The sequence below is a fragment of the Shewanella hanedai genome, assembly GCF_007197645.1.
In the GTDB taxonomy this organism is placed as follows: Bacteria; Pseudomonadota; Gammaproteobacteria; order Enterobacterales; family Shewanellaceae; genus Shewanella; species Shewanella hanedai.
Window position 1 is genome coordinate 144348 of sequence record NZ_VKGK01000004.1, and the last position, 21555, is coordinate 165902.

A 21555-nucleotide genomic window follows, 5' to 3' on the forward strand; every position below is an offset into this window, starting at 1 on the left:
CCTATTTTTAGCTCTAATCTAAACGCCTGTTTGATTTTGTATAACAATAATAAATACTGTCGAACCTAACTACTCTACTGAACAAGGGCATAGCATGGCATACGATTCAGATTTGGAACTAGACCTAACCCAATACACTTCACTTATCGATCTGATTGAAAAAACCAGTGAACGGTATGGTGATAAAACCGCGTATGCATGCCTTGGGCACCACACATCGTTTAGTGAAATAGAGCGTGACTCTCGCTATTTTGCCGCCTACTTGCAAAGTATTCAGGGCTTAAATGTCGGCGACCGTATTGCAATACAGCTGCCTAACATAACCCAGTTTGTTATCGCCGCCTATGGTGCAATACGAGCAGGCATGGTGATAGTGAACACTAACCCACTCTATACAGAGCGAGAGCTTATTCACCAATTCAACGACTCAGGTGCCAAAGCTTTAGTCGTACTATCAGACCTATTGCCAACACTGGTTAACGTGGTGGCTAAAACCCAGATTGACACCGTTATCTCAACCCATGCTTTAGATTTGATCACCCCAAAAGATCAACCTCAAGCTCAGCCTACAGTCCCCTTCCCAACCCTGACTTTTGCTCAGGTTTTAAGCCAAGGGGCTGAACTTGAATATCAACCCATCACGTCTCAGCTTGATAAGCTGGCCGCCTTACAATACACAGGTGGCACTACCGGCCTTTCTAAAGGGGCAATGCTAAGTCACGGTAATCTTATCGCCAATGCCATGCAGATTAAATCTCGGGTCGGTGACAAGCTCATTAAAGGTGAAGAGATCTTCGTCGCACCTCTGCCGATTTATCACATCTACGCCTTCATGGTGAATCTCGTGCTCTACTTTGAACGCGGCGCGTGCTCGGTGCTTATTCCGAATCCAAGAGATATCTCTTCACTCATCCAGACCATATCTCAATACAAATTTAGCGGATTCGCCGGACTCAACACCCTCTTTGTCGGCCTGTGTCATCAACCTGAATTTAAAGCCTTAGACTTTAGTCATCTGAAAGTGACTATCTCTGGTGGCACCGCCCTGACTCATGCCGCCGCCAACGTGTGGCAACAAACCACAGGCTGCACCATATCTGAAGGCTATGGATTATCAGAAACCTCCCCTGTGGTCTCACTAAACTCACCAGGGCTTGAGCAAATTGGCACCATCGGCAAGCCCGTTTTAGGCACCGAAGTCAAAATTCTCGATACCGGTGATAAAGAGGTCGCATTAGGTGAGAGTGGAGAAGTGGCAGTACGTGGCCCTCAGGTGATGCAAGGTTACTGGAACAAACCAGAAGAGACCGCAAATGTCATGACTCAAGATGGTTTCTTTAAAACCGGTGACATTGGCGTTGCTACCAGCGATGGATTTCATAAGATTGTCGATCGCATCAAGGATATGATCATTGTCTCAGGCTTTAACGTCTACCCTAACGAAATTGAAGATGTGCTCTCTAATCACGACGCAATATTAGAGTGTGCTGTGATCGGCGTAAAAGATGAGCGCGCTGGCGAGAAAGTGAAAGTGGTTATCGTGCTAAATGACCAAAACGCCAACCATGAAGAAGCTAGAGCTCAGATTGATGCTTACTGTCGAGAGCAACTCACCGCTTATAAAGTCCCGCGCATTATCGAATTTGTCCCTGCACTGCCAAAATCAACCGTGGGTAAAATTCTAAGACGTGAGTTAAGGGATAAATAATCCATAAGGTGCGAGTTAAATAGAAAGGGGCTATTCAGCCTCTTTTTTTATAAGTTCGCAACCACACCGACTCTTGCAGATCAATAAGAAAAGTTTCACTTCGATTTATGCTCTCTTCAAGCTCAAATATGTCTGCCCGATCATTTATAGGTATCCTATCTTTTCTTATGCCTGTGGCATAATGGCGTTAAGCACATAACAGAGTCGTAATAATGGACAATGAACAAGACAGCTACATGACTGAAGAAACCTTAATTGACACAGTCGAAAATCAAATTGCCGACGGCGAACCAAAAAAGGTAAAAGAAACCTTGATGCGTTTGGTCATGACAGGGACACCACGTGAAGAAGCGATGCAATGGATGGCCTGCGCACTGGCAGTCGAAGTATCCGATGTAATGGAAAATGGCGCCTCTTTTAACGCAGAACGTTATAACCAGCATTTGGATGAATTACCCAACATGGACTGGATAGACGATTAATCTAGTAGTCAATCAAAGTTAGCTAGCCTTCGAATGAAGGCTGGTTAGATATTGGGTAGGTTATTGAAGGTCGCTGCCGCACCTACACTCGTTCATTTATCTCTGCGATTTATCTTCTTCAAAAATATAGTAGCCCTATTTTTTAAGGCCCCACAACTTCCGCATCAAAATAAGCCGAGTCAGGTTTGCTAACCAATAATGGAAATACCTTGGTCATTATTGCTATGACGATTGGTTCTATTATGGCTGAATAAGTTATTCTATCCCCGTTTATTCTGCCTGCAACTTTGTTTAGTAAGTAACTCACTAAACAAAGCGTAAAATTCCGTTTAAAACACTCTCCCCTCTTTGACAATAAAACTACGAATTAACACAAGATACTGATTTTAAACCTGTAAATATATATTTACCTACGACTAATGTCTGAGTCTAAAGTGCTTTCTATTGTTCGCTATGCTTTCTGGCTTCAGATAAAGTGCTTCTAAATTTATATGGCATAGCACTTTTTAGAGAGTGAACAAAGGAATGATATGAGCAGTAATTCTGGATCTGTGCATGAGCATGAACAAAAAAGTGAACCTCCAAAAACCGTAGATGAGTCGAATTACCAGCAACAACATAAACCCAGTTCTGCGTTTAACTCCCGTGAAGAATATTTAGAACACGAATTGCAAATAATGGGCCCCAAACGCTGGCGTCCTAATTGGCCTTTTAAAGACTATCGATTTGAACTAGAAGACTCCATTCCAGCCATGGCGGCAACGATTGGTAAAGTCGTGATGGTAGGCGCAATCGCAACGACTTTTGCCACATCGTTGGGCCTAGAAGAGAGCTTTATATTAGAAAATGTGCGCTATGAGTTAATCATTGCAGCCTTCTTTATTGTTATTTTTTCAGGCTTCTTATTACCTACAGCAAACTTAGCGGGTACCCATGGCCCACTCATTCCCATTATTCCTATTGTGGTGGCAGCAGGGGGGCATCCAATGGCATTTGGTCTACTCATTGGTGCGCTGGGATTAATCTTAGCGATTAGCAAAGGCGGTAGTTTGCTGGCAAACTTGACCAGCAAAGGCGTTTGCGGCGGATTACTCTTGTACCTAGGCTTTGTTGGTACGGTTTCACAGGTTGAAAAATTGTACTCTTGGGCAAATGATATCGGCATGGCGCACATCGCCTTTATTGTTATTTTTTGTACGATCATTTTATATGCATTGCTTGAACATTGGCGTAAACGTTGGCTAGCAGTCCCTTTAAGCTGCTTACTCGGCGGCACATTAGCTTTTGCTCTGGGTGCACCCTTTGAGTTCAATACGGGCCCTGGTTTACCTAACATGAATCCTATGTATTGGTGGGGTGACAATACCGGCTGGATGCTAGGTTTACCCACCTTAGAGAGTTTTGTGGTCGTGTTACCCTTCGCGGTTTTAGCCGTAGCAATGTGGTCGCCAGACTTCTTAGGTCATCAAGTATTTCAAAAAATAAATTATCCAGAACGCACTGAAAAAGTACAAATGAACATTGACGACACCATGACAAGTGCCTCTATTCGTCAAACATTTGGATCACTGCTAGGAGGAGCCAACTTCACCTCATCTTGGGGAACTTATATCATCCCTGCAGCTATCGCTAAACGTCCGATCCCAGCAGGTGCGCTACTCACGGCACTATTTTGCATTATCGCCGCGTTATGGGGTTATCCAATGGATTTAGCGATATGGGAACCTGTACTGTGTGTTGCATTAGTGGTCGGGGTGTTTATCCCCTTACTTGAAGCAGGCATGGAGATGACCAGAGAAGGCAAAACAACCCAGTCGGCGGCCATTGTGGTATTTTCGTCGGTACTCGTTAACCCCGCTTTTGGTTGGTCGCTCACCATGCTACTTGATAACCTCGGTTTGATTGGTTGTAAAGATCGCAGTGCAAAATTAACTAAGATGAATCGCTGGATTATCCCCAGTATTATGTTTGTGGTATTGACTGGCGTTATGGCAATCGTTGGTTTATTACCTGGCATCCCAGCCATAATTTCAGATTTGAATTAATGGCCCTGACGACTCATTAGTGGGAGTCATAGCTTTCTAGTCAGCCTTCGAATGAAGGCTGATGCATTTTCTTGATTTGGACGGTCACTGCCGCATCTACACTGGATGTTTTACAAGAAGGTTGTCTCTTCGATTTGGCTGCATCAAAAAAGGAATGGCTCTCCTATCTTTTAGCTATCTCATATCTACCAAAAAGTGATTTAAGACTACCTGCCTTCAATAAGGCAGCCTAAACAGCTATTTTTACTGTAATAAAAAGATTATTATCAGATCATTATGTTTGAGAGCGGGTATCATTTAATGCTTTGGACTAAGGCGGAAAAGCTTACAAAAAGTGGCGTGCAATCGGGTGTATTACTGCCATTAACGGATGTCGATACATTAGTTGAGTGTTCTGGCGTGAGCTATGTTGGCAATATAGTGACAAAAAACATGACCATAAAACACCAGCCACAGATGTCGCTACACGATCCCTTTGTTGCGCCTTATGATCCCGCACTTTACATTGACCAAGTCGGGTCTGAGCATATCTGCTTGCTCAATAAATTTCCTATTCTCACTCCCCATATATTGATCTGCGCTAAGGACTATATTCCGCAAACATCGGTTTTGAGATTAGTCGATTTTGAGGCATGGATGAAGGGCTTTTCTTCGGCAGATACGCTAGGCTTTTTTAATGCTGGTCATGATGCAGGTTCTAGCCAAATGCATCTTCATATGCAGCTAGTTAAAACGCCTATTTTGTTAGAAGACTTGATACTCTCAGGCCAATTACCCTTTAAACATTATCTGATCCAATTTGAACAATTAGATGCTGAATTGTTGATGCAGCACTATAGCGCAGCCATGCTCCAGTTTGACCGCTACACAACGACATTGAACCAAGGTTATAGCGAGTGTTTACCCTATAATATTCTATTAACTCAACGATGGATGTTAATTGTGCCACGCTCTACCAATCGAGTCGGCCCAGTATCTGGCCATGGCCTAGGTTACAGCGGTCGATTCTTAGTTAGCTCCCAAGAGCAGCTTTGTTGGTTAACTGAGTATGGCTTTTTGCAGTTCCTGACTGATTGTGGTTATCCGCTAGACGCATAGTTTTTTATCCAGCCTTCGAATGAAGGCTGATTACATTTTCTGGTTTGGCTCATTTGATATTGAGTTTGATCATTGGAGGTCGCACCTTCATTGTCATCTATCGCCTCCAGCGGGGTATGTGCAGCTACTTCAGTGACACGACACGAGTATATCCCTATAGTCTCGGCCGTGACATCTGATGTGAATGGATTCACAAATGCCGTGTTGACATGGATGTCATTGAACGGCCATGTCACGGACGGTCACTGCCGCATCTACACTTGGTTATTTATCTCTTCGATTTTGACTTGTCTGAGTAAGTCGCTAACACGAATATTCCCCAAAACTTGCCAGCCTTTGAATGAAGGCTGATACATTTTCTTAATTTAGCATTTGGCTGAATTGGCATTGGATTTGATTATTGAAGGTCGTTCCTTCACTGTTATCTATCGCTACGGTTTGGCTTGTGATTTTGCACTTCTCCGTGGCCCTCTGTGTTCCAACAACATCCCTGTTTAACAGCCAGTTCGTATCTGCCAGACAGGAAGTCTCAATGTCGTGAAGGACAGGAGTCCGAGAACGACCCTAGCTCTCGCTTATTAGCACATGGCTTTGCCATATTCGCCGTGGTGAAAGCTTGTTAGCCTTGGAATGAAGATTGATTACATTTTCTGGTTTGGCTTTTAGTTGAGTTGGTATTGGGGTTACTCTTTTTTGCCGTCATCCTGAACTAGTTTCAGGATCCAGCTTGTTAGCCTTCGAATGAAGTGGTTACATTTTCGATTTGGCTTCTGGCAGGATGGTATTGAGTTTGACCATTGAAGGTCGTACCTTCATGGTTGTTTATCGCCTCCAGCGGGGTATGTGCAGACACTTCTGCGAGACGCTGTGAATATATCCCTATACGCTCTACGACTTCATCCCTGAAGTCGAAGCTCGCAGCCGTATCTACACCTGTTCATCTATCTCTTCGATTTGGCTTTACTTGGATTTCGAAACTCATTTATGCCCCTTTATTATTTAGAGTAAAAACTCATTCATATCTTGTTCATATGCCTTTCCCGTACAAAAAGTTATCCGAATTCAACTCATCTAGAAATTATGTATCACTGAGCAGCCTAATCTCCTAGCACTGTCACTAACCCATTAATTATAAATTGAAGTGATGAATAAAAGTCGGCATTCTGTGAGGATTAAAAGCGGCTGTTATAGTCGTCAAAGTAGAGTTAGTTGAATAAGGAAGTTTCGTGGATATATTAGGTCTATTTTCAGGTGCTTTAGCTCAAGTGTGGTACATCATACCTTTACTGCTCATCGTATCGATCTTTAGGAGTCGTTGGTTTAAAGGTGTGTTCGGCGAGTTTTTGGTAAATCAGATATTGTCACGGTTGCCAGAATCAGATTACACGTTAGTAAAAGATGTAACATTACCCACAGATGATGGTACAACTCAAATTGACCATGTTGTTGTATCTAAGTTTGGTCTTTTCATCGTCGAAACTAAAAACATGAAAGGCTGGATTTTTGGTTCAAAAAATCAAAAACAGTGGACACAAAAAATCTATCGTCACTCTTCAAAATTCCAAAACCCTCTCCATCAAAATTTTAAACACGTCAAAACCCTTGAATCATTGTTAGGCATAGATTCATCAAATTTACACTCAGTAATTGTTTTTATCGGTGATAGTACGTTCAAAACAGATATGCCTGAAAACGTTACTAATGCACGAGGGTGCTTGAACTACATAAAACAGTTCGTACAGCCTGTATTCTCAGAGACAGAGTACACTCAAATTATTGAAGTCATCAATGACGTCAAACTAAAGAGGGGCGTTGTTACAGACCTTAAGCATCAACAACATGTTACAGAGTTGGTCGCATCAAAAGTCGGCGTAAAGAAGTGCTCACGCTGTGGATCCGCAATGGTTATGCGTGAAACAAAGCGTGGTGACAATAAAGGAAAACAGTTTTGGGGTTGTTCTGCATTCCCCAAATGTAGGTCTGTGGAAGAATTAAACTAAAGAGTTGTTTAAGGTTTCACGATCAAGCCGAATCTGACCAGGCTCATACCTGCCCCAAAGCTCTAAAACGTTTTTGTCCAAAAATGAGCTAGATACTAGAAAAACCTAAATCGAAGAGATAAACAATCAGGTGTGAATTCGGCTGTGGGCTTCGATGACAGGGCCGTTCTATTACATCCAGTCACCACGGCATTTGTGAATCCATTCACATCAGATGTCATTGTAGAGACTACAGGGCAGAAAATGTTCCAGACATTTTTCTGCATTTCCTCCATCCCTGGAGGTCAGATATACTTGCGGCGTGTCGCAGAAGTATCTGCACATCGGCCTGCTGCAAGCAATAAATACCAATTCAGCTATGGTTCCCAACAATCTAATCAAACACAAACTAATCCCAATGAACAACACAAAAGAGACTTGAAACTTGATATCAGGCAAGTCGCCCTATTGGTGTGTCACAGAAGTATTTACACGTTTGGCGAGCCGCAGGCTATAAACTCAATAGAGGTTATAGTTCCCCATAAACCTCTAAACAACAATCCAGCCCAATGAACCCAATCAAAAAAGATATTTACTATTGGTTATCAGACCGGTTAAGCCTATTTGTTATCCCACAAGCTCCTAAGTTTCTGTTATCAACTGCAAGCTGGCAAACTCACGATAAAGCTCGCTTGATTGCATCAAGTCTTGATGACGACCGCTGGCTACAAGCTTTCCTTTATCCAATACCAAAATACGGTCAGCATTGAGTACCGTCGCCAAGCGGTGGGCAATAATCAAGGTTGTTTTGCCCCGCATTAGCGTGTCGAGTGCTTGCTTGACCTTCTGCTCACTAATGGCATCTAAGGCGCTGGTCGCTTCATCAAGTAAGAGTATGGGACGGTCGGCTAATATGGCCCTGGCAATGGCAATTCGCTGTTTCTGTCCGCCAGACAGTCTGACACCTCGTTCACCTAGATAGGTTTGATAGCCGTCTTTAAAGTCGCTGATAAACTCATGGGCCTTGGCAGCCTTGCACGCATCAATCACCTCATCTTCAGTGGCATCGAGTCTGCCGTAACGCACATTCTCCAATACACTCATGGCAAAAATCACTGAGTCTTGCGGCACCAAGGCATATTGCTGACGGAGATCTTGTGGCGTTAACTGAGCAATATCGATCCCATCAAGCTCAATCCCCCCTGAGTTTAGGTTATAGAATCGTTGTAGTAACTCAAATAGGGTGCTTTTACCGGCGCCACTTTCTCCGACTAAAGCGACTCGCTCACCGGGTTGAATATGGATATCCAAACCGCGAATCACCTCTTCATCAAGCTCCTCGTTTACCCCTCCCTCTTGAATATGTTGATAGGAAAAACGCACCTGATTAAGCTTAATGTCACCCGTTATCTTGGCAGGTAAAAGCGTAGGACTGGTCACGCTAGGAATATCGATAGGCGCTTCAATCAGCTCTATCAAGCGCTCTGTGGCACCCGCTGCGCGTTGGATCTCACCAATCACTTCACTAATGGTCGCCACCGAGCCTGCCACCATCACAGCATAAAACATAAAGGCCGACAGCTCGCCACCTGTGATAGTGCCACCCATGACATCTTGCGCACCAACCCAGGTGACCAATGAGATAGCTAAAATACTGAGAAACATCACGGTTGAAATTAAGATTGAACGGTATTTTATTCGCCCTTTGGCTGCATCCATGACCGCTTCGACTCTATCCCCAAACAGAGCTCTGTCTCGTGCTTCATGGGTATAAGCCTGCACTGTGTGTATCTCATGCAAGGACTCATCAACATAAGCACCTAAATCACCCACTCTATCTTGGCTCTTACGGGATAGGTCGCGTACCTTGCTGCCAAAAAAGAAGATAGGGCCCAGCACTAATGGCACGGCCAATAAAACAAGTCCGGTCATCTTAAGGCTAGTGACTGCCATCATCGCGATGCCACCAATCACAGTGACACTCGCGCGCAGTGCCATCGACAGACTCGATCCCACCACAGACTGCAACAAGGTTGAATCAGCAGTAAAGCGAGAAATCACTTCACCAGTACGTAATTTGGCATAAAAACCGGGGGAGAGTTTTAATAAATGGTCATACACTTTCAGGCGGATATCCGCACTCACCCGCTCACCAAGCCAGGTCATCAGATAAAAGCGACAAAACACAGCTGCGCTGCTGATGGCGGTGATACCGATAAGCAGAAAGATGATCTCATTCAGTCTGTCGCCGTTATCGTGCAAGAAGCCCTCATCCACCATCAAGCGGACACCTTGACCTAATGAGAGCCAGGCAAGTGAGCCAATAAACAAAAAGACAATGGCCGCAATAACCCGGGCTTTATAGGGCCGAAGAAAGGAGATAATCCATGGAAGCACAGCGTGTTTAGCCGACTTAGGAGAGATGGACTGAGCGGGTTCAGTCGCTGGGCTAGCAGCAATTGGCGCAGTGGAGATATCTTGACTCAAGGCAATATCCTTAGGAGCAATGACAAAAAATGAGCATGACGGTATTTGGGTATATAATAACAAAACCCGCGAGAGATCGCGGGTTTTGTTTGTATCAGTAAGTGAATATGCAACCTGAACTAGGGATAAGCCATGCTGCCTAATACCGCTATCCCAAGTTAAGGTTAACTTTTACATTGGCGCGGCTGGTGTTGAAAAAGCGGGCTGAGATGATGTCCCATGATGACCATCACGCTTCCAATTCACATCGAGTAGCTCTGAACCTGTCAGACTAAATGCTTGTCCAAACCCTTTCACATACAGGCCTTGCTGAGGATTGAGCTTAAATAGATTAAAGTCTTTCAGTTGCGACAGATTATCTATCATCTCACCAAATCGTTCCGACAGAGCCGCAACCCCTTTAGTAAACAGTTCGCTGTCTCGAGCCACTAATTCGGCCACCGCATCGAAGGTTAATCGTTTGCGAGCAAACACCGTTTTCGCTTCACTTTCATCTTCCAGTAACATCACTGAAACGGAAGATGATTCTTTTAAGTTGGTACCATGACGGGCAAGTTCGCTGACGAGAATATAGAATCCATCATCGGCCAAGGCGAATGGCGCATAGCTGGCATTCGGCAATCCGGCGGCGTCTTGAGTGGCCAGTTGTAACGTTGACCGTTCAGCTTTAAAACTCTCAATTTCAGGGAGTAATTTATCTCTGAGTCGTTGATTTTTGTCTTGCTGAGTCTCAGTACTAACTTCTGTGCTTTCGGTTTTGTGACTCTCTGTCTGCTTGTCTGACATCATCTTCTCTCTTACTTTAATCCTGCAAAAAATGTCTATAAAAGAAGGAGTCCTATGCTGCTAAGGATCGCTCTTTTAATGCGTTGAAGCGAGCCACTTGATCGGGAAGTAGCACTCGATTGCTATCGCGCCCCAAATACACCTTAAATATCATCTCGCCTTCACTGCCAAAGAAGTTGATTGAGTGGCTCTCTTTGCCTCTAAATGGTCTACTCACCAAAGAAATCGCGCCTAAACTGTCGAGTTTAAGGTGGCCATGTAAACCGTCATCTTCTGTGATTAGGTTGTAGTAACCGTAGGCATATTTCCCTTGGGGGAATTCGCCTTTAAATTCAAAAACACTGCCTGATACCGCTATGATGGTGGTCATCCGTCCCCAATGGGGTAAACACGACAGCAACTCATCCTTGTCTGATAATGGGAATTGACTCACCTGTGCTTCAGGCAGAGCTAACACCACTGCCAACTCAGAAACACCAAGTTCAATTGCGGCCTGACTTGGCATTGCATTGGGATTATCATCAAGGTACTGGCGTATCATGTCATTACTGGGCTGCATCAACAGACTCCTCATTCTGAAGCTAAAATCAGATAACAAGGCCTGACCCTTGCTATCTGATCCGCTCTTTTTAAACTAATTAGGTTAGAAATGGTAACGGGCAGACAACTTCATGTTGCGTCCCTGTCCATATAAGGTATTCCACGCTTGACGGTATTCATCATCTCCAATGTTCTCGATGGCAAAATCCACACGTAATCCTTCAAAGGTGCCCATGGCGGGTTCCCATGCAACATACACGTCCCACAAGGTATATGAGTCATAGTCATTAAGGTTGCCTTCTGGCAAATTATCTTGCTGAGCCACATGGGTCACTCGTGTGCCTAACTTCATGTCCCCTTCCATGATCCCTTGTGAAAGATCGACACCAAGTTTGTGCGCAGGAATATCACTTAAATACTCATTGGAGTCTCTATCCTTGCCCTCGGTTTGACCGTAATTGAGTATCATTCGAGTCTGTCCAATACGGTAACGTGTTGTAAACTCAAATCCGGTTAAACGTGCATCATCAACGTTATTCCAAGAGGTTGTTTGTTCAAGACCAGGAATACCCATCAGTGGGTTAGACACTGACTGCTCGATAAAATCATCCACGTCATTTCTAAAGACGTTAAGCGTAATAGCCAGTTCGTCGTCACCGGCTAAATCAGTGAAGCGCATATCTGCTTTCAGCTCTTTGTTCTTTGCCTTCTCAGCCTTTAAGTTCGGATTGGTTTCGAAGGTATTACACAGACCACCGGGTAGAAAACCGGGAATGGGTGGAATACAGTAATGGGTGCCTGTCGAATACATCTCTTCGATACTCGGAGCACGGAACGCGCCATCGTAACGAGCACTCAAGGTTAACCAAGAATTGGTGTTCCAAACTAGACCTAAAGAGGGTGACCAAGCATTGTCGTCTGAAGATTCAGACAGATTAATGCTCTCATTGTCATAGGTGTCATATCTTAGAGCTGGCTCAACATAAACCGACTCTGTGATGTTCACTCTTGCCTGAGCAAAAGCTCCCCACACTGTCGCTTTGCCATCGATATCATTCGGTCTTTGTCCTGCCTGACCAAAATCATCACGCACAGTGTTTATCTTGTCCTGATAACCATCAACACCATAAGTGAGGGTTGTGCCACCAAAGATAGAGGTGTTATTAATGCTAAAACCGACTGTTTCATATTCAGTGCTGTCGAGCTGATTTTTCGTCACCCTGTCTTCATCGTAATCGGTATGATTCCAATATAATGTGCTGTTAAGATCCAGATAGGGATTCGTGCTCGGGCTTAAGGCGTATTCTAATATGAAATTCCTATCTTTAGTCCTACGCTGAATAAGCGGTACTGAACTGCCCACTTCGACAGCTGGATTACTGGGAACCAATTCATCGGTATCAGAGAAGCGTCCAGAAAACTGCAGACGTTGATCATCGCTAGGCTCCCAACCAAACTTCATCAACCCACTGCTTCTTTGTGAACCACTGTTAGATAATGTTTTATCATTGCCACTTTTGATATTGTTGCTGTCGTTATAACTGCCGTTAATCAACCAATCAAATGTGTCAGCAACCCCGTACACAGCGCCACTGGTTTTAGTATTGTCGCCGTTACTTTCAAAACCTTGCTTAAGGTAGCCGCCAAAAGTATCACCCTCATCAAGCATCTCTTTGGCCGACTTAGTGTTTTGTGCCACTACACCACCAATCGCACCACTGCCCCATAAACTACTCGCGGGGCCGCGCACCACTTCAACAGAACTCAACAGTTCAGGATCCATAAAGTAAGTCCCTCTATGGCCTGAACTCGTATTCTGTCTTGCGCCATCTATGGTTTGCAATACTCGCTGACCACCCAAACCACGGATCTCAACCCCCTGAGAAGAAGCACGAGGACCATTACCCACATTCACATTGGCCTCATTTCTCAATATGTCTGCCACCGATGTCGACTGAGCTTCTTGCAGCTCCTCTTCATCAACCACCACCACACTGCGGCTGGAATCTGATGCCTTTTCGCTTATTCGGGTCGCCGTTACCAGCACTTCATCAAATTCAGTAATTTGCTCTACTTGTTGGGCATAAGCTGTTGAGCTAAAAGCCATGGCTAGTGCAACCACTACAGGCTTCTTGGTCATGATGTTCATCCTCGAGGTTTTATGGATTGGTAGGTCTATTCTCAGCACTTTACCTGAGGCAAAAAAATAGATCAAATGAAAATGATTATCATTTGCGATCCTATTACGATTCGTATATCTTTAATAAGTAATCAATGAACCAGCCATAAGCACAGCGTTAAACTTTGGCGTACACATCAATGATTACTATTTAATAACAATGACTTAAATCAAACCATTTGCGTTCAGTTGTAGCATTAAGAAGTTAACCGAACATGACACCTAAACGATATTTAACCTTTGCTTGTTTAACGGCCTTGATTCAAGGAGGCGTTATTGCATCTCAAAGCCAGCCATCTGAGCTGCGCACTGCTGGTGTCCCGATGGGATCGGTTCAAAGCATTAATCTCACTATCACCACCCCAACGACCCAATCGACATCTGCTGCTGCACCACCAGCAGCAGTAGAAAAACAACTGACTAAAGCAGCACCAAACAAACCTAAGGCTATAGTTAAGCCACCGACAGCGGAGCCTAAAACCAACCCTCTGTCGATAGTGAAAACGCCACCTGTAGTAAAGAAAATCGAGCCTGTTTCACATACTAAATCGGATGAGCAACTGACAGCTAAGCAGCCTGCCAGCGACAATAAGCTCCCCAAAACTAACACTGGTCCTCTCGTTGCCGACACTACACCACTGCCAGTTTCAGATGCTGATACACATGCACAGCAGCGTGAAACTCAGTCTAAACAGGGAGTCGCGCAAACTAATATTATGCTTAATCGTCCCACTTTTTCATCGCCGCCCTCCCAGCCTTTATATCCAAAATTAGCCAGAAAACGGGGATTTGAAGGCACGGTGACTGTCGAGGTGATGTTTAACCAGATTGGCGAACAACTCTCTCTCACCCTTATTGATAGTTCAGGCTTTACCTTGCTCGATAAGGCGGCATTAAACGCCGTCGAGAAATGGCAATTTTCAGCTCCGTCACCACAAACAGCCTACGCCTACACAGTGAGAGTGCCGGTTAAGTTTGCACTTAACTAACTTTCCATGAATATAAGCGACATCAAGGATCACCCATGTCTCACCCGCTATATCAAACATTGAATGAACAATTAGGCTACCTAACTTGGCCCCTCTTAATCTGTGCCTTTATCACCTTGATGATCACATTAGAGCGATTCGCCTTAATTCTGTTTGAACTGCCTAAGCGTGATATCTGGTTAGCAAAATTAAGACAAGACGCCGCCACAGCAACGCCTGAACAATGCCAAACACTGTTAACTCACTTGAGCACAGGCAATAGCATGTTGGCCAAAGGGAGTTATCTGTTGCTCACCCATAGGGAACAGAACCGCTACATGCGCGAAGAGATCATTAATCTTTGGCTAATAAAACAAAAAGGCAAACTGCAATCTGGGCTCAAAGTATTGCAAGTGATGGGACTCATCACTCCCCTACTCGGGCTACTGGGTACTGTGCTCGGGCTCATTGAAATGTTTAACCAACTCGGTGTATCTCAGGGTCCAGTGACCCCCTCTCAACTGGCTTCAGGTCTTGGATTGGCGATGAATACCACCGCAGCAGGATTAATCATTGCAGTGCCAGCCATCACCTTAGCTCACCTCTTTAGCCTGTGGGCCGACCAGCGCTGTAGCAATATTGCCCACTCGTTAAACCAGCTAAACCTCTGGTTAGAAGGATGCGATCAAGCCATGAATATCGGCCAAGACTCAGGCAGTAAACAGCAGAAAGTGGCACTGAAAAATGTCAATGAGAGCAACAAGAACAGCACTGAGAGCTTAGCCCTATGATAGGGCTCGATGACGCAGAGAGCAGTCCGATTTTAGGCTTAGATTTAACCGCACTTATCGACATTATCTTTATTATCTTAGTGTTTTTGCTGCTCACCGCGAACACTCAGTTACTCAGCTTGTCAGTGGATGTACCAACTGAATCCACATCACAGCTGGCTCCCATAAGCCAAGTTGAAAACATCACCGTTAACGTACTGGCATCTAAGCCTCACTGGGCGCTCGATGGCGTACCATTTGATAACTTTGCTGAATTTGAATCTGCGTTTATCAAACAGTATCAGTCACAAAGCGAAGCAAAAGTGATTATTGCCGCTGACAAAACAGCCCCAGTGCAACCTTTGATGACGCTACTGGCACTACTGCAAAGGCAAGCGATCACTAACACTCAAATTTTGATGGAACATTAGTTTTAAACTAAATCACCATTAGCACTTTTATCCATTTGGAGAGAGAAATGTCCGACCCGAAAAAATCCAAGTTAAGCGCCCTTATTCCCCCGAGCATTCTGACAAGCACTCTACTATGGGCCGGACTCACAGCTGCGCTTGCAACGAATGTATCGGCCCATGACTCAGCACAACATACCGAAACCAATCGCCTGGTCAGTGCGGGAGCTGGCATGACTGAACTTGTGCTTGCCCTCGATGCTGGAACAGAGTTGGTTGCGGTAGATTCCACCAGTTTGATCCCTGAAGAACTCACGACGGTAGAGAAGCTGGGCTACCACAGAATGTTATCGGCTGAAGGAATTTTAGCGCTGGATCCTAACTTGGTGCTGGGCACTGATGCCATGGGACCAGAAACCACCTTAGAGGTATTAAGAGGCGCTGATGTCAAAGTCGTTAAACTGACCGGAGCTGAAACGGCAGAGCAGCTACTGAATAATATTGATACGTTGGGAAAGTTACTCGACAGAGAGACTCAGGCTGAGTCACTTAAATTTCGCGTTGCTCAATCCTTCGATTCTATTAAACAAAAAAGAGCCGATTTAGCCAACTCAGGCAAGGTTCCCTCCATTCTATTTATGTTACTGCAAGATGGCAGACCAGTACGGGTTGGTGGTGAAGGCACCGCGGCAGATATCATCATCAAATTGGCTGGCGGTAAAAACATCGCTAACTTCATGGGCTACAAGAGTCTCTCACAAGAGGGGATTTTGTCACTGCAGCCAGACCTTATTCTAGTCTCCAGTCGCTCAGAAAAAGAGCAAATCAGTAGCGCCACTAAAGTGCTTAAACAGATGCCACTGCTACTTCATACTCCAGCAGGTAAACATAAGATGATCCAAACATTGCAATCACAAGCGCTGCTCGGTGGACTAGGACTGAGTTCGATTGACGCCGCAGATAAACTGGCGACAGATCTGATTGAGATACAAAAACGCTATTAGTTAACCACTGACAACATAAACTGAAGAGAAAGATATTCCCTATGCAAAATCCGCCTTGGCTCTGGCCTGGTATCTTGGGCCTATTAGCAATCACTTGCCTGTTATCTATCGTCACAGGGCCGCTGCAAATCACGCCTTTGGCCAGCTTTAATGCCGTGCTTAACTGGGCAACGCATTTAGATCTCGCCACTGTCGCTCCCCACGAACAGCTAGTGATCAATAATGTGCGCTTACCCAGAACGATTTTGGCCATGACAGTGGGGGCGATTCTGGCCCAATGCGGCGCCGTCATGCAGGGCTTGTTTCGCAATCCCTTAGCCGACCCGGGAATCATCGGCGTATCCTCAGGGGCCGCTCTTGGAGCGGCTATCTGTATCGTACTACTGCCTGGCAGTGGCGAATACACCGTGGCGTTCAGTGCATTTATCGCTGGGCTTATCACCACCTTAATCGTTTACCGCCTAGCAAGTAGTCCCTCTGGCACGTCGGTGGTACTTCTGCTGCTTTCTGGCGTAGCTATCGCCGCCTTGGCTGGGGCTGGAATAGGCCTGCTCACCTACCTTGCTGACGATATGGCCTTGAGGGATCTAACACTGTGGCAAATGGGCTCCATTGCTGGTGCTCAGTGGCAATATGTCAGTTTAAGTTTGCTTGCTCTGCTCTTGATAAGTTGGCAATTCTCACGCTCATCGACAGCCTTAAATGCCTTGTTATTAGGTGAAGCCGAGGCGCGCCATTTAGGGATTGAGGTCGATAAACTGAAGTTAAGGTTGATCGTGCTCTGTGCGATTGGCGTTGGGATCTCAGTTGCCGCCACTGGCATTATCGGTTTTATCGGATTGGTTATCCCTCACCTAGTGCGCATGGTCATCGGCCCAGATCATAAAAGATTACTGCCTATCAGTGCGGTATTGGGGGCAATCACTCTGGCGTTAGCTGATATTGGTGCCCGCTCCTTGGTTGCCCCCGCAGAACTTCCCGTGGGGCTGGTCACTGCCATGCTTGGGGCTCCTTTCTTTATCTTTATGCTGCTAAAGCAAAAGAACAGACTCATTTAGGCGCATATGATCATGATAGACATCAAACATGTTTCAGTCAGAATCAAACATAAACCCGTATTGACCAACATCAATTTGCACATCAAAGCCGGTAAGGTCACCGCCCTGCTAGGTCCCAATGGTGCGGGTAAATCCACCTTGCTCAAAAGCTTATGTCAGGACAACCAACTCGATGCTGGCCAAATCATGTTGGCTAATAGCCCCATTCAAGATTGGGATAGATTATCGCTAGCGAAAAACCTTGCGGTACTGCCACAGCATGCCAGTCTCACTTTTCCTTTTGAGGTTCATGAAGTCGTCGCGATGGGGCTCTATCCTCTCACCTTAAGCAGCAAACAAGGCATGATCCTTATCGATGAACAACTGGAATTATTGTCTTTAAGCGCGCTTAAACACCGCAGCTATCCAACGCTTTCTGGCGGTGAAAAACAACGAGTACAACTGGCTCGCGTGCTAACCCAGCTCCAACAAGCAACGCAACCACCAGTACTGCTCTTAGATGAACCCACTTCAGCCTTAGATTTGGCCCAGCAACACCGTGTGTTATCGCTTGCAAGAAGCTTGGCCCACCAGCAAGACTATGCCGTAGTGGTTGTACTGCACGATCTTAATCAAGCCTCACGTTACGCAGATGAACTGGTCATTCTTGAGCGCGGTCAAATTGTCAGCCAAGGCTCCGCTAAAAGCACGTTAACCCCCGATACCATCAAACAAGTCTGGCAGTATGAACCTCAGTTCATTAACGCGCCGGGCTGTGACACTCCTCTGCTATATTGAGTTATCAGGGTGTTTTGTCGTAATCAGGGGTGATTTTCGCTATAGTCTTTGCCATTCTCGCTTAAACAAATATTGATGATGGCAAAAACGATTTCGAACGAAACCCAAGATGAAGCAATGAAGGTGGCAAAAGCCACCCAAAAACCGGGTCAAACAAAAGAGCAAACTAAGCTCATTGCCTTAGGTGTCGAAAAAGGCATTGCCGAATTTAAGAAACAACACAAAAGCAAAGCCCGTGATAGAGATAAAGCGCGTAAGCAAGATATTAAAAGCAAAATGCGAGCGAATGCAGACTCTGATAATGAAGTGATTGAGCCTGAAGACAAGCCTAGTGTTCAGCGCTTGCCTTGGGGATTGCTGATCATCAGCTGGATAGGTTTTATTGCTTTTAGCTTTATGAAATAGATAGTTGTCTCGATGCTACAGCCTAGATGCTATGACCATTGCATCTAGGTCAACAAGCTTAAACCAACAGACTTTAATCAGCGGACTTTAGTCAGCAGGCTTTTAACCAATAAGTAAGCTCTCTCACCTTCCGTAACGGCCCCTTAAACCGATAGCGGCTCCAAGGCTTTTACCGCCGAATAGTGCATCACTAATTCAGCCACGGTTTTAGCGGAAAACTTCTTCATAATATTGGCTTTGTGGATCTCTAATGTCCTGATCGCCACGCACACTTCATCGGCAATCTGCTGATTACGCTTACCTTGAACCACTAGATTTAATATCTCCACCTCTCTCACCGTCAAGCTTCTATAGGCTGTAAACGCTGAAAGGTTCAGTGCTTTCTGGCGGGATATATCACAAGCTCTTTCTATCGCTGCGGCCAGCTTATCGCCATCTACCGGTTTTTGGAAAAAGTCCACCGCCCCGAGCTTTAGCGCCTCCACCGCCATGGGTACATCACCGTGTCCCGTGAGAAATATAATCCCCAGAGGACTGCCAACTTCGGTTAATTGTTGATGCACTTGTTGACCACGCAGTTTCGGCATTCGACTGTCGAGTACCACACACCCAGCTTGATTAAGCGGCGCATTGTCGATAAATGCCTGACCATCTGAAAAACTGGTGACAGCAAAGTCATAGCCCTCAAGCATAAAGCTAAGTGACTCTCGCACTGACTGATCATCATCGACCACATACACGGGTAATTTATTATTGATTTTCATTGGATTGATTTACTTCTCGTATTTAATCTTTCAGGTCGTCAGCGACTCATTTATAAGGAAGCGTTACCGTGGCAATACAGCCGCTAATCTGGGTGCTCGTCTGGGTGCTAGTCTGCGTGTTAGCCAGAATATTAGTGAGCGTAAACAGTCCCTCATGTGCCTCTACAAAATCGTGGCAAATGACCAAACCTAACCCTAAACCATCTTGTTTCGTGGTATAAAAAGCAGATGCCAGCGTATCTTGGTTCTTGTTCAAGCCAACCCCATTATCTGTGATCTTCAAGATCAGTTCATAATGACCATAATCCGTCTCAATCTTTATCTCAGCTGCATTACGCTCGAATTCCGTGGTCATCACACACGCATCGGCGGCATTATTTAATAGATTGAGCACCAGTTGCTGAAAGCCAACCGGATCGAGCAACATGCTACTCGCCTGCCCAGCTTGTTCACGTTGAATCGACACCCCCCGGCTTTCTAACTCATATTCCAGTAGCTGTAGCGTATCTGAGATCAACAGTTCAGGATCACACTCTCGTTTCTCAATTGGGCGCTTATTGATTAACGAACGGATCCTTTGAACAATTTCATCGGCTCTAATGACCTGCTGCTGCACTTTATCAAAAATAGGCGCTATCTCTTCGGCGGTATGTCCCTTGTTAATTCTCAGTAAACCACCCTGACTGTAATTTCGAATGGCCGCTAAAGGTTGATTAAGCTCATGGGCCAAACTGCTTCCAAGTTCACCAATCACCGACACTCGCTGGGCGTGTTCCAGCATTGCGCGTTTCTCTTTAAGATTTTTCTCTGTCTCAATCAGCTGTTTCTGACTTCGACTAAATCGATACTCAAGCAGGAAGTGATAGCCATTTAAGATGACGATTAAGAGCACAAAGAACCAGCCCCATTGCTGATTACCTTTCAGCCAAATCAATCCCGATTGCCACCAAGGTCGTTGCAGTGGATGTATCGCTAACTCACTATAAAGTTTATCGATAATCAACGGACTCGTCGGTGCAGTCCAGCCTAAAGACCGAGCAGCGATGGCCGCTTGATGATCCACTGGGAGTGCCAGCAATGCCAGCGTGACTTGCTTTGCTAGCACACTGGAAACATTATCGGTTTTGGCAAAAGACCAGTTGGGATAAAGGGCTGTTGATGCCTGACAGGAAAATCCTAGCGGCGCCATACTTCCTATCACTCGAAACTCATGTGGATTGAGTAACCCCTCCCCCACCATGGATTCGAGCTGGCATATTGGCACCACTGCCGCTTCGACGTAGCGCTCTTTTAATTGATATAAACTGACGTCGACAGGGAAACCGGAAAAGATCACGTTAGCGAAAAATCGCTCAGGATCGCTGCCTATATCTTTCAAGTGAAATTTAAGTGTTTGGTAGCCGCCAAAAGCTTGTTCTGATACCGCAGCAATTCGCTGACCCGCAACATCTTCAAACGAGTAATAATGGGATGGCGTGCGCACCACCAGCGCTGAACCAATCGTGTCTGTGGTACCACCGGATTTAGTGCTGATCAAGGTGGCCAACCAGGACAGTGAAAATTGACGACCTAACATCACCGCTTGACCTGGGTTGGTAATAATAAAATCAACAGTTTGATTTTTTACTGCACTTGCCAGCTCTTCTAATGTGAAAGGATGCAGCACAAAATTAAACTGCGGCAATTGAGACTCTAACCAAGTTAATGTGGGTAACCATCGGCTTTGCGCCTTTGCACTGCCCCTTGTCGCCAACACGCCAATATCGATAACTTGCATCACTTCAACACGGGATTCTCCCGATTGCTCCACAGCAAAGAGTCTTACCGGTAGGATGCAAAACAATGCAAATAAACTTAGCCTGCACATCTTGATTAACGACATACTTCCAACCGCATTATAAACCCATTAAAAACAAATAAATATCGCATTATAATAACGCGTATTTTGGGGCTGGGATATGCCTACAGCAGGGCTAAAGTGACACTATTTCTTGTTCTAAATCACAGTTACTTCCAAATTGCGGAAAACCACTATAGTTCATTTTTCTTCCATATCTGAGAATGACCCCATTAACTACAAGGGCAAGGGGTTTCA

The 21555-nt window shown here is 45.2% G+C and carries 18 protein-coding genes; 12 read left to right on the forward strand and 6 right to left on the reverse strand.

Annotation, left to right across the window (positions count from 1 at the left end; all coding sequences use genetic code 11):
* The first annotated feature begins 94 nt into the window (after nt 1-94).
* From FN961_RS05235 to FN961_RS05255, 5 genes are all read left to right on the forward strand, one after another.
* A complete protein-coding gene (locus FN961_RS05235; protein ID WP_143563501.1) occupies nt 95-1708 on the forward strand; it encodes an AMP-binding protein in 1614 nt (537 codons plus the stop codon).
* 212 nt (nt 1709-1920) lie between these two features.
* The gene (locus tag FN961_RS05240) at nt 1921-2190 is read left to right on the forward strand and encodes a hypothetical protein (protein ID WP_143563502.1); all 270 of its coding nucleotides are present in this window, start codon (nt 1921-1923) and stop codon (nt 2188-2190) included.
* 530 nt (nt 2191-2720) lie between these two features.
* Nucleotides 2721-4235 (forward strand): DUF3360 family protein, encoded by a 1515-nt coding sequence (locus FN961_RS05245; protein WP_143563503.1) that lies wholly within the window; start codon nt 2721-2723, stop codon nt 4233-4235.
* A 300-nt stretch (nt 4236-4535) separates the two neighbouring features.
* Complete coding sequence (locus FN961_RS05250; RefSeq protein WP_143563504.1) at nt 4536-5333, forward strand: ATP adenylyltransferase family protein; 798 nt, start codon at nt 4536-4538, stop codon at nt 5331-5333.
* A gap of 1226 nt (nt 5334-6559) precedes the next feature.
* Nucleotides 6560-7333 (forward strand): nuclease-related domain-containing protein, encoded by a 774-nt coding sequence (locus tag FN961_RS05255; RefSeq protein WP_143563505.1) that lies wholly within the window; start codon nt 6560-6562, stop codon nt 7331-7333.
* A 621-nt stretch (nt 7334-7954) separates the two neighbouring features.
* On the opposite strand, the gene FN961_RS05260 is transcribed toward FN961_RS05255, so the two are convergent.
* The 4 genes from FN961_RS05260 to FN961_RS05275 form a co-directional block, all read right to left on the reverse strand.
* Nucleotides 7955-9772 carry an ABC transporter transmembrane domain-containing protein gene (locus FN961_RS05260; protein WP_229814669.1) on the reverse strand — a complete coding sequence of 606 codons (1818 nt, stop codon included), beginning with the start codon at nt 9770-9772 and terminating at the stop codon, nt 7955-7957.
* 198 nt (nt 9773-9970) lie between these two features.
* Nucleotides 9971-10588, reverse strand: coding sequence for a heme utilization protein HutZ (gene hutZ, locus FN961_RS05265; protein WP_229814665.1), 618 nt, complete (start codon nt 10586-10588; stop codon nt 9971-9973).
* 49 nt (nt 10589-10637) lie between these two features.
* Nucleotides 10638-11144, reverse strand: a complete 507-nt coding sequence (gene hutX / locus FN961_RS05270) for a heme utilization cystosolic carrier protein HutX (protein ID WP_143563506.1) — start codon at nt 11142-11144, stop codon at nt 10638-10640.
* Between the two features lie 84 nt (nt 11145-11228).
* Nucleotides 11229-13265 carry a TonB-dependent hemoglobin/transferrin/lactoferrin family receptor gene (locus tag FN961_RS05275; RefSeq protein ID WP_143563507.1) on the reverse strand — a complete coding sequence of 679 codons (2037 nt, stop codon included), beginning with the start codon at nt 13263-13265 and terminating at the stop codon, nt 11229-11231.
* 254 nt (nt 13266-13519) lie between these two features.
* Here FN961_RS05275 and FN961_RS05280 point away from each other — a divergent pair, with 254 nt between their 5' ends.
* The 7 genes from FN961_RS05280 to FN961_RS05310 all read left to right on the forward strand — a co-directional run bounded on the left by FN961_RS05280 (nt 13520) and on the right by FN961_RS05310 (nt 18696).
* Complete coding sequence (locus FN961_RS05280) at nt 13520-14293, forward strand: energy transducer TonB (RefSeq protein WP_143563508.1); 774 nt, start codon at nt 13520-13522, stop codon at nt 14291-14293.
* Nucleotides 14294-14328: 35 nt separating this feature from the next.
* On the forward strand, nt 14329-15063 hold the full coding sequence (locus FN961_RS05285; RefSeq protein ID WP_143563509.1) for a MotA/TolQ/ExbB proton channel family protein: 735 nt from the start codon (nt 14329-14331) through the stop codon (nt 15061-15063).
* On the forward strand, nt 15060-15473 hold the full coding sequence (locus FN961_RS05290; protein ID WP_143563510.1) for an ExbD/TolR family protein: 414 nt from the start codon (nt 15060-15062) through the stop codon (nt 15471-15473). The genes FN961_RS05285 and FN961_RS05290 overlap by 4 nt, the downstream gene beginning before the upstream one ends.
* A 47-nt stretch (nt 15474-15520) precedes the next feature.
* Complete coding sequence (locus FN961_RS05295) at nt 15521-16456, forward strand: heme/hemin ABC transporter substrate-binding protein (RefSeq protein ID WP_143563511.1); 936 nt, start codon at nt 15521-15523, stop codon at nt 16454-16456.
* 41 nt (nt 16457-16497) lie between these two features.
* Complete coding sequence (locus FN961_RS05300; protein WP_143563512.1) at nt 16498-17514, forward strand: FecCD family ABC transporter permease; 1017 nt, start codon at nt 16498-16500, stop codon at nt 17512-17514.
* 12 nt (nt 17515-17526) lie between these two features.
* Nucleotides 17527-18291 carry a heme ABC transporter ATP-binding protein gene (locus FN961_RS05305; RefSeq protein ID WP_143563513.1) on the forward strand — a complete coding sequence of 255 codons (765 nt, stop codon included), beginning with the start codon at nt 17527-17529 and terminating at the stop codon, nt 18289-18291.
* Nucleotides 18292-18369: 78 nt separating this feature from the next.
* Nucleotides 18370-18696, forward strand: coding sequence for a DUF2956 domain-containing protein (locus tag FN961_RS05310; RefSeq protein WP_143563572.1), 327 nt, complete (start codon nt 18370-18372; stop codon nt 18694-18696).
* Between the two features lie 143 nt (nt 18697-18839).
* Here FN961_RS05310 and FN961_RS05315 read toward each other — a convergent pair whose 3' ends face one another.
* Nucleotides 18840-19454 carry a response regulator transcription factor gene (locus FN961_RS05315; protein ID WP_221936097.1) on the reverse strand — a complete coding sequence of 205 codons (615 nt, stop codon included), beginning with the start codon at nt 19452-19454 and terminating at the stop codon, nt 18840-18842.
* A gap of 52 nt (nt 19455-19506) precedes the next feature.
* Nucleotides 19507-21342: a sensor histidine kinase gene (locus FN961_RS05320; protein WP_143563515.1), complete on the reverse strand. Its 1836-nt coding sequence runs from the start codon at nt 21340-21342 to the stop codon at nt 19507-19509.
* Between the last annotated feature and the right edge of the window lie 213 nt (nt 21343-21555).

Excerpts from the sequence above, each read along its gene's own strand:
- FN961_RS05320 (WP_143563515.1), bottom strand. The coding sequence starts at position 21,342 with ATGTCGTTAATCAAGATGTGCAGGCTAAGTTTATTTGCATTGTTTTGC.
- FN961_RS05290 (WP_143563510.1), top strand. The coding sequence starts at position 15,060 with ATGATAGGGCTCGATGACGCAGAGAGCAGTCCGATTTTAGGCTTAGAT.
- FN961_RS05285 (WP_143563509.1), top strand. The coding sequence starts at position 14,329 with ATGTCTCACCCGCTATATCAAACATTGAATGAACAATTAGGCTACCTA.
- FN961_RS05300 (WP_143563512.1), top strand. The coding sequence starts at position 16,498 with ATGCAAAATCCGCCTTGGCTCTGGCCTGGTATCTTGGGCCTATTAGCA.
- FN961_RS05280 (WP_143563508.1), top strand. The coding sequence starts at position 13,520 with ATGACACCTAAACGATATTTAACCTTTGCTTGTTTAACGGCCTTGATT.
- FN961_RS05295 (WP_143563511.1), top strand. The coding sequence starts at position 15,521 with ATGTCCGACCCGAAAAAATCCAAGTTAAGCGCCCTTATTCCCCCGAGC.
- FN961_RS05310 (WP_143563572.1), top strand. The coding sequence starts at position 18,370 with ATGGCAAAAACGATTTCGAACGAAACCCAAGATGAAGCAATGAAGGTG.
- FN961_RS05240 (WP_143563502.1), top strand. The coding sequence starts at position 1,921 with ATGGACAATGAACAAGACAGCTACATGACTGAAGAAACCTTAATTGAC.
- FN961_RS05245 (WP_143563503.1), top strand. The coding sequence starts at position 2,721 with ATGAGCAGTAATTCTGGATCTGTGCATGAGCATGAACAAAAAAGTGAA.
- hutX (WP_143563506.1), bottom strand. The coding sequence starts at position 11,144 with ATGCAGCCCAGTAATGACATGATACGCCAGTACCTTGATGATAATCCC.
- hutZ (WP_229814665.1), bottom strand. The coding sequence starts at position 10,588 with ATGATGTCAGACAAGCAGACAGAGAGTCACAAAACCGAAAGCACAGAA.
- FN961_RS05275 (WP_143563507.1), bottom strand. The coding sequence starts at position 13,265 with ATGACCAAGAAGCCTGTAGTGGTTGCACTAGCCATGGCTTTTAGCTCA.
- FN961_RS05305 (WP_143563513.1), top strand. The coding sequence starts at position 17,527 with ATGATAGACATCAAACATGTTTCAGTCAGAATCAAACATAAACCCGTA.
- FN961_RS05250 (WP_143563504.1), top strand. The coding sequence starts at position 4,536 with ATGCTTTGGACTAAGGCGGAAAAGCTTACAAAAAGTGGCGTGCAATCG.
- FN961_RS05235 (WP_143563501.1), top strand. The coding sequence starts at position 95 with ATGGCATACGATTCAGATTTGGAACTAGACCTAACCCAATACACTTCA.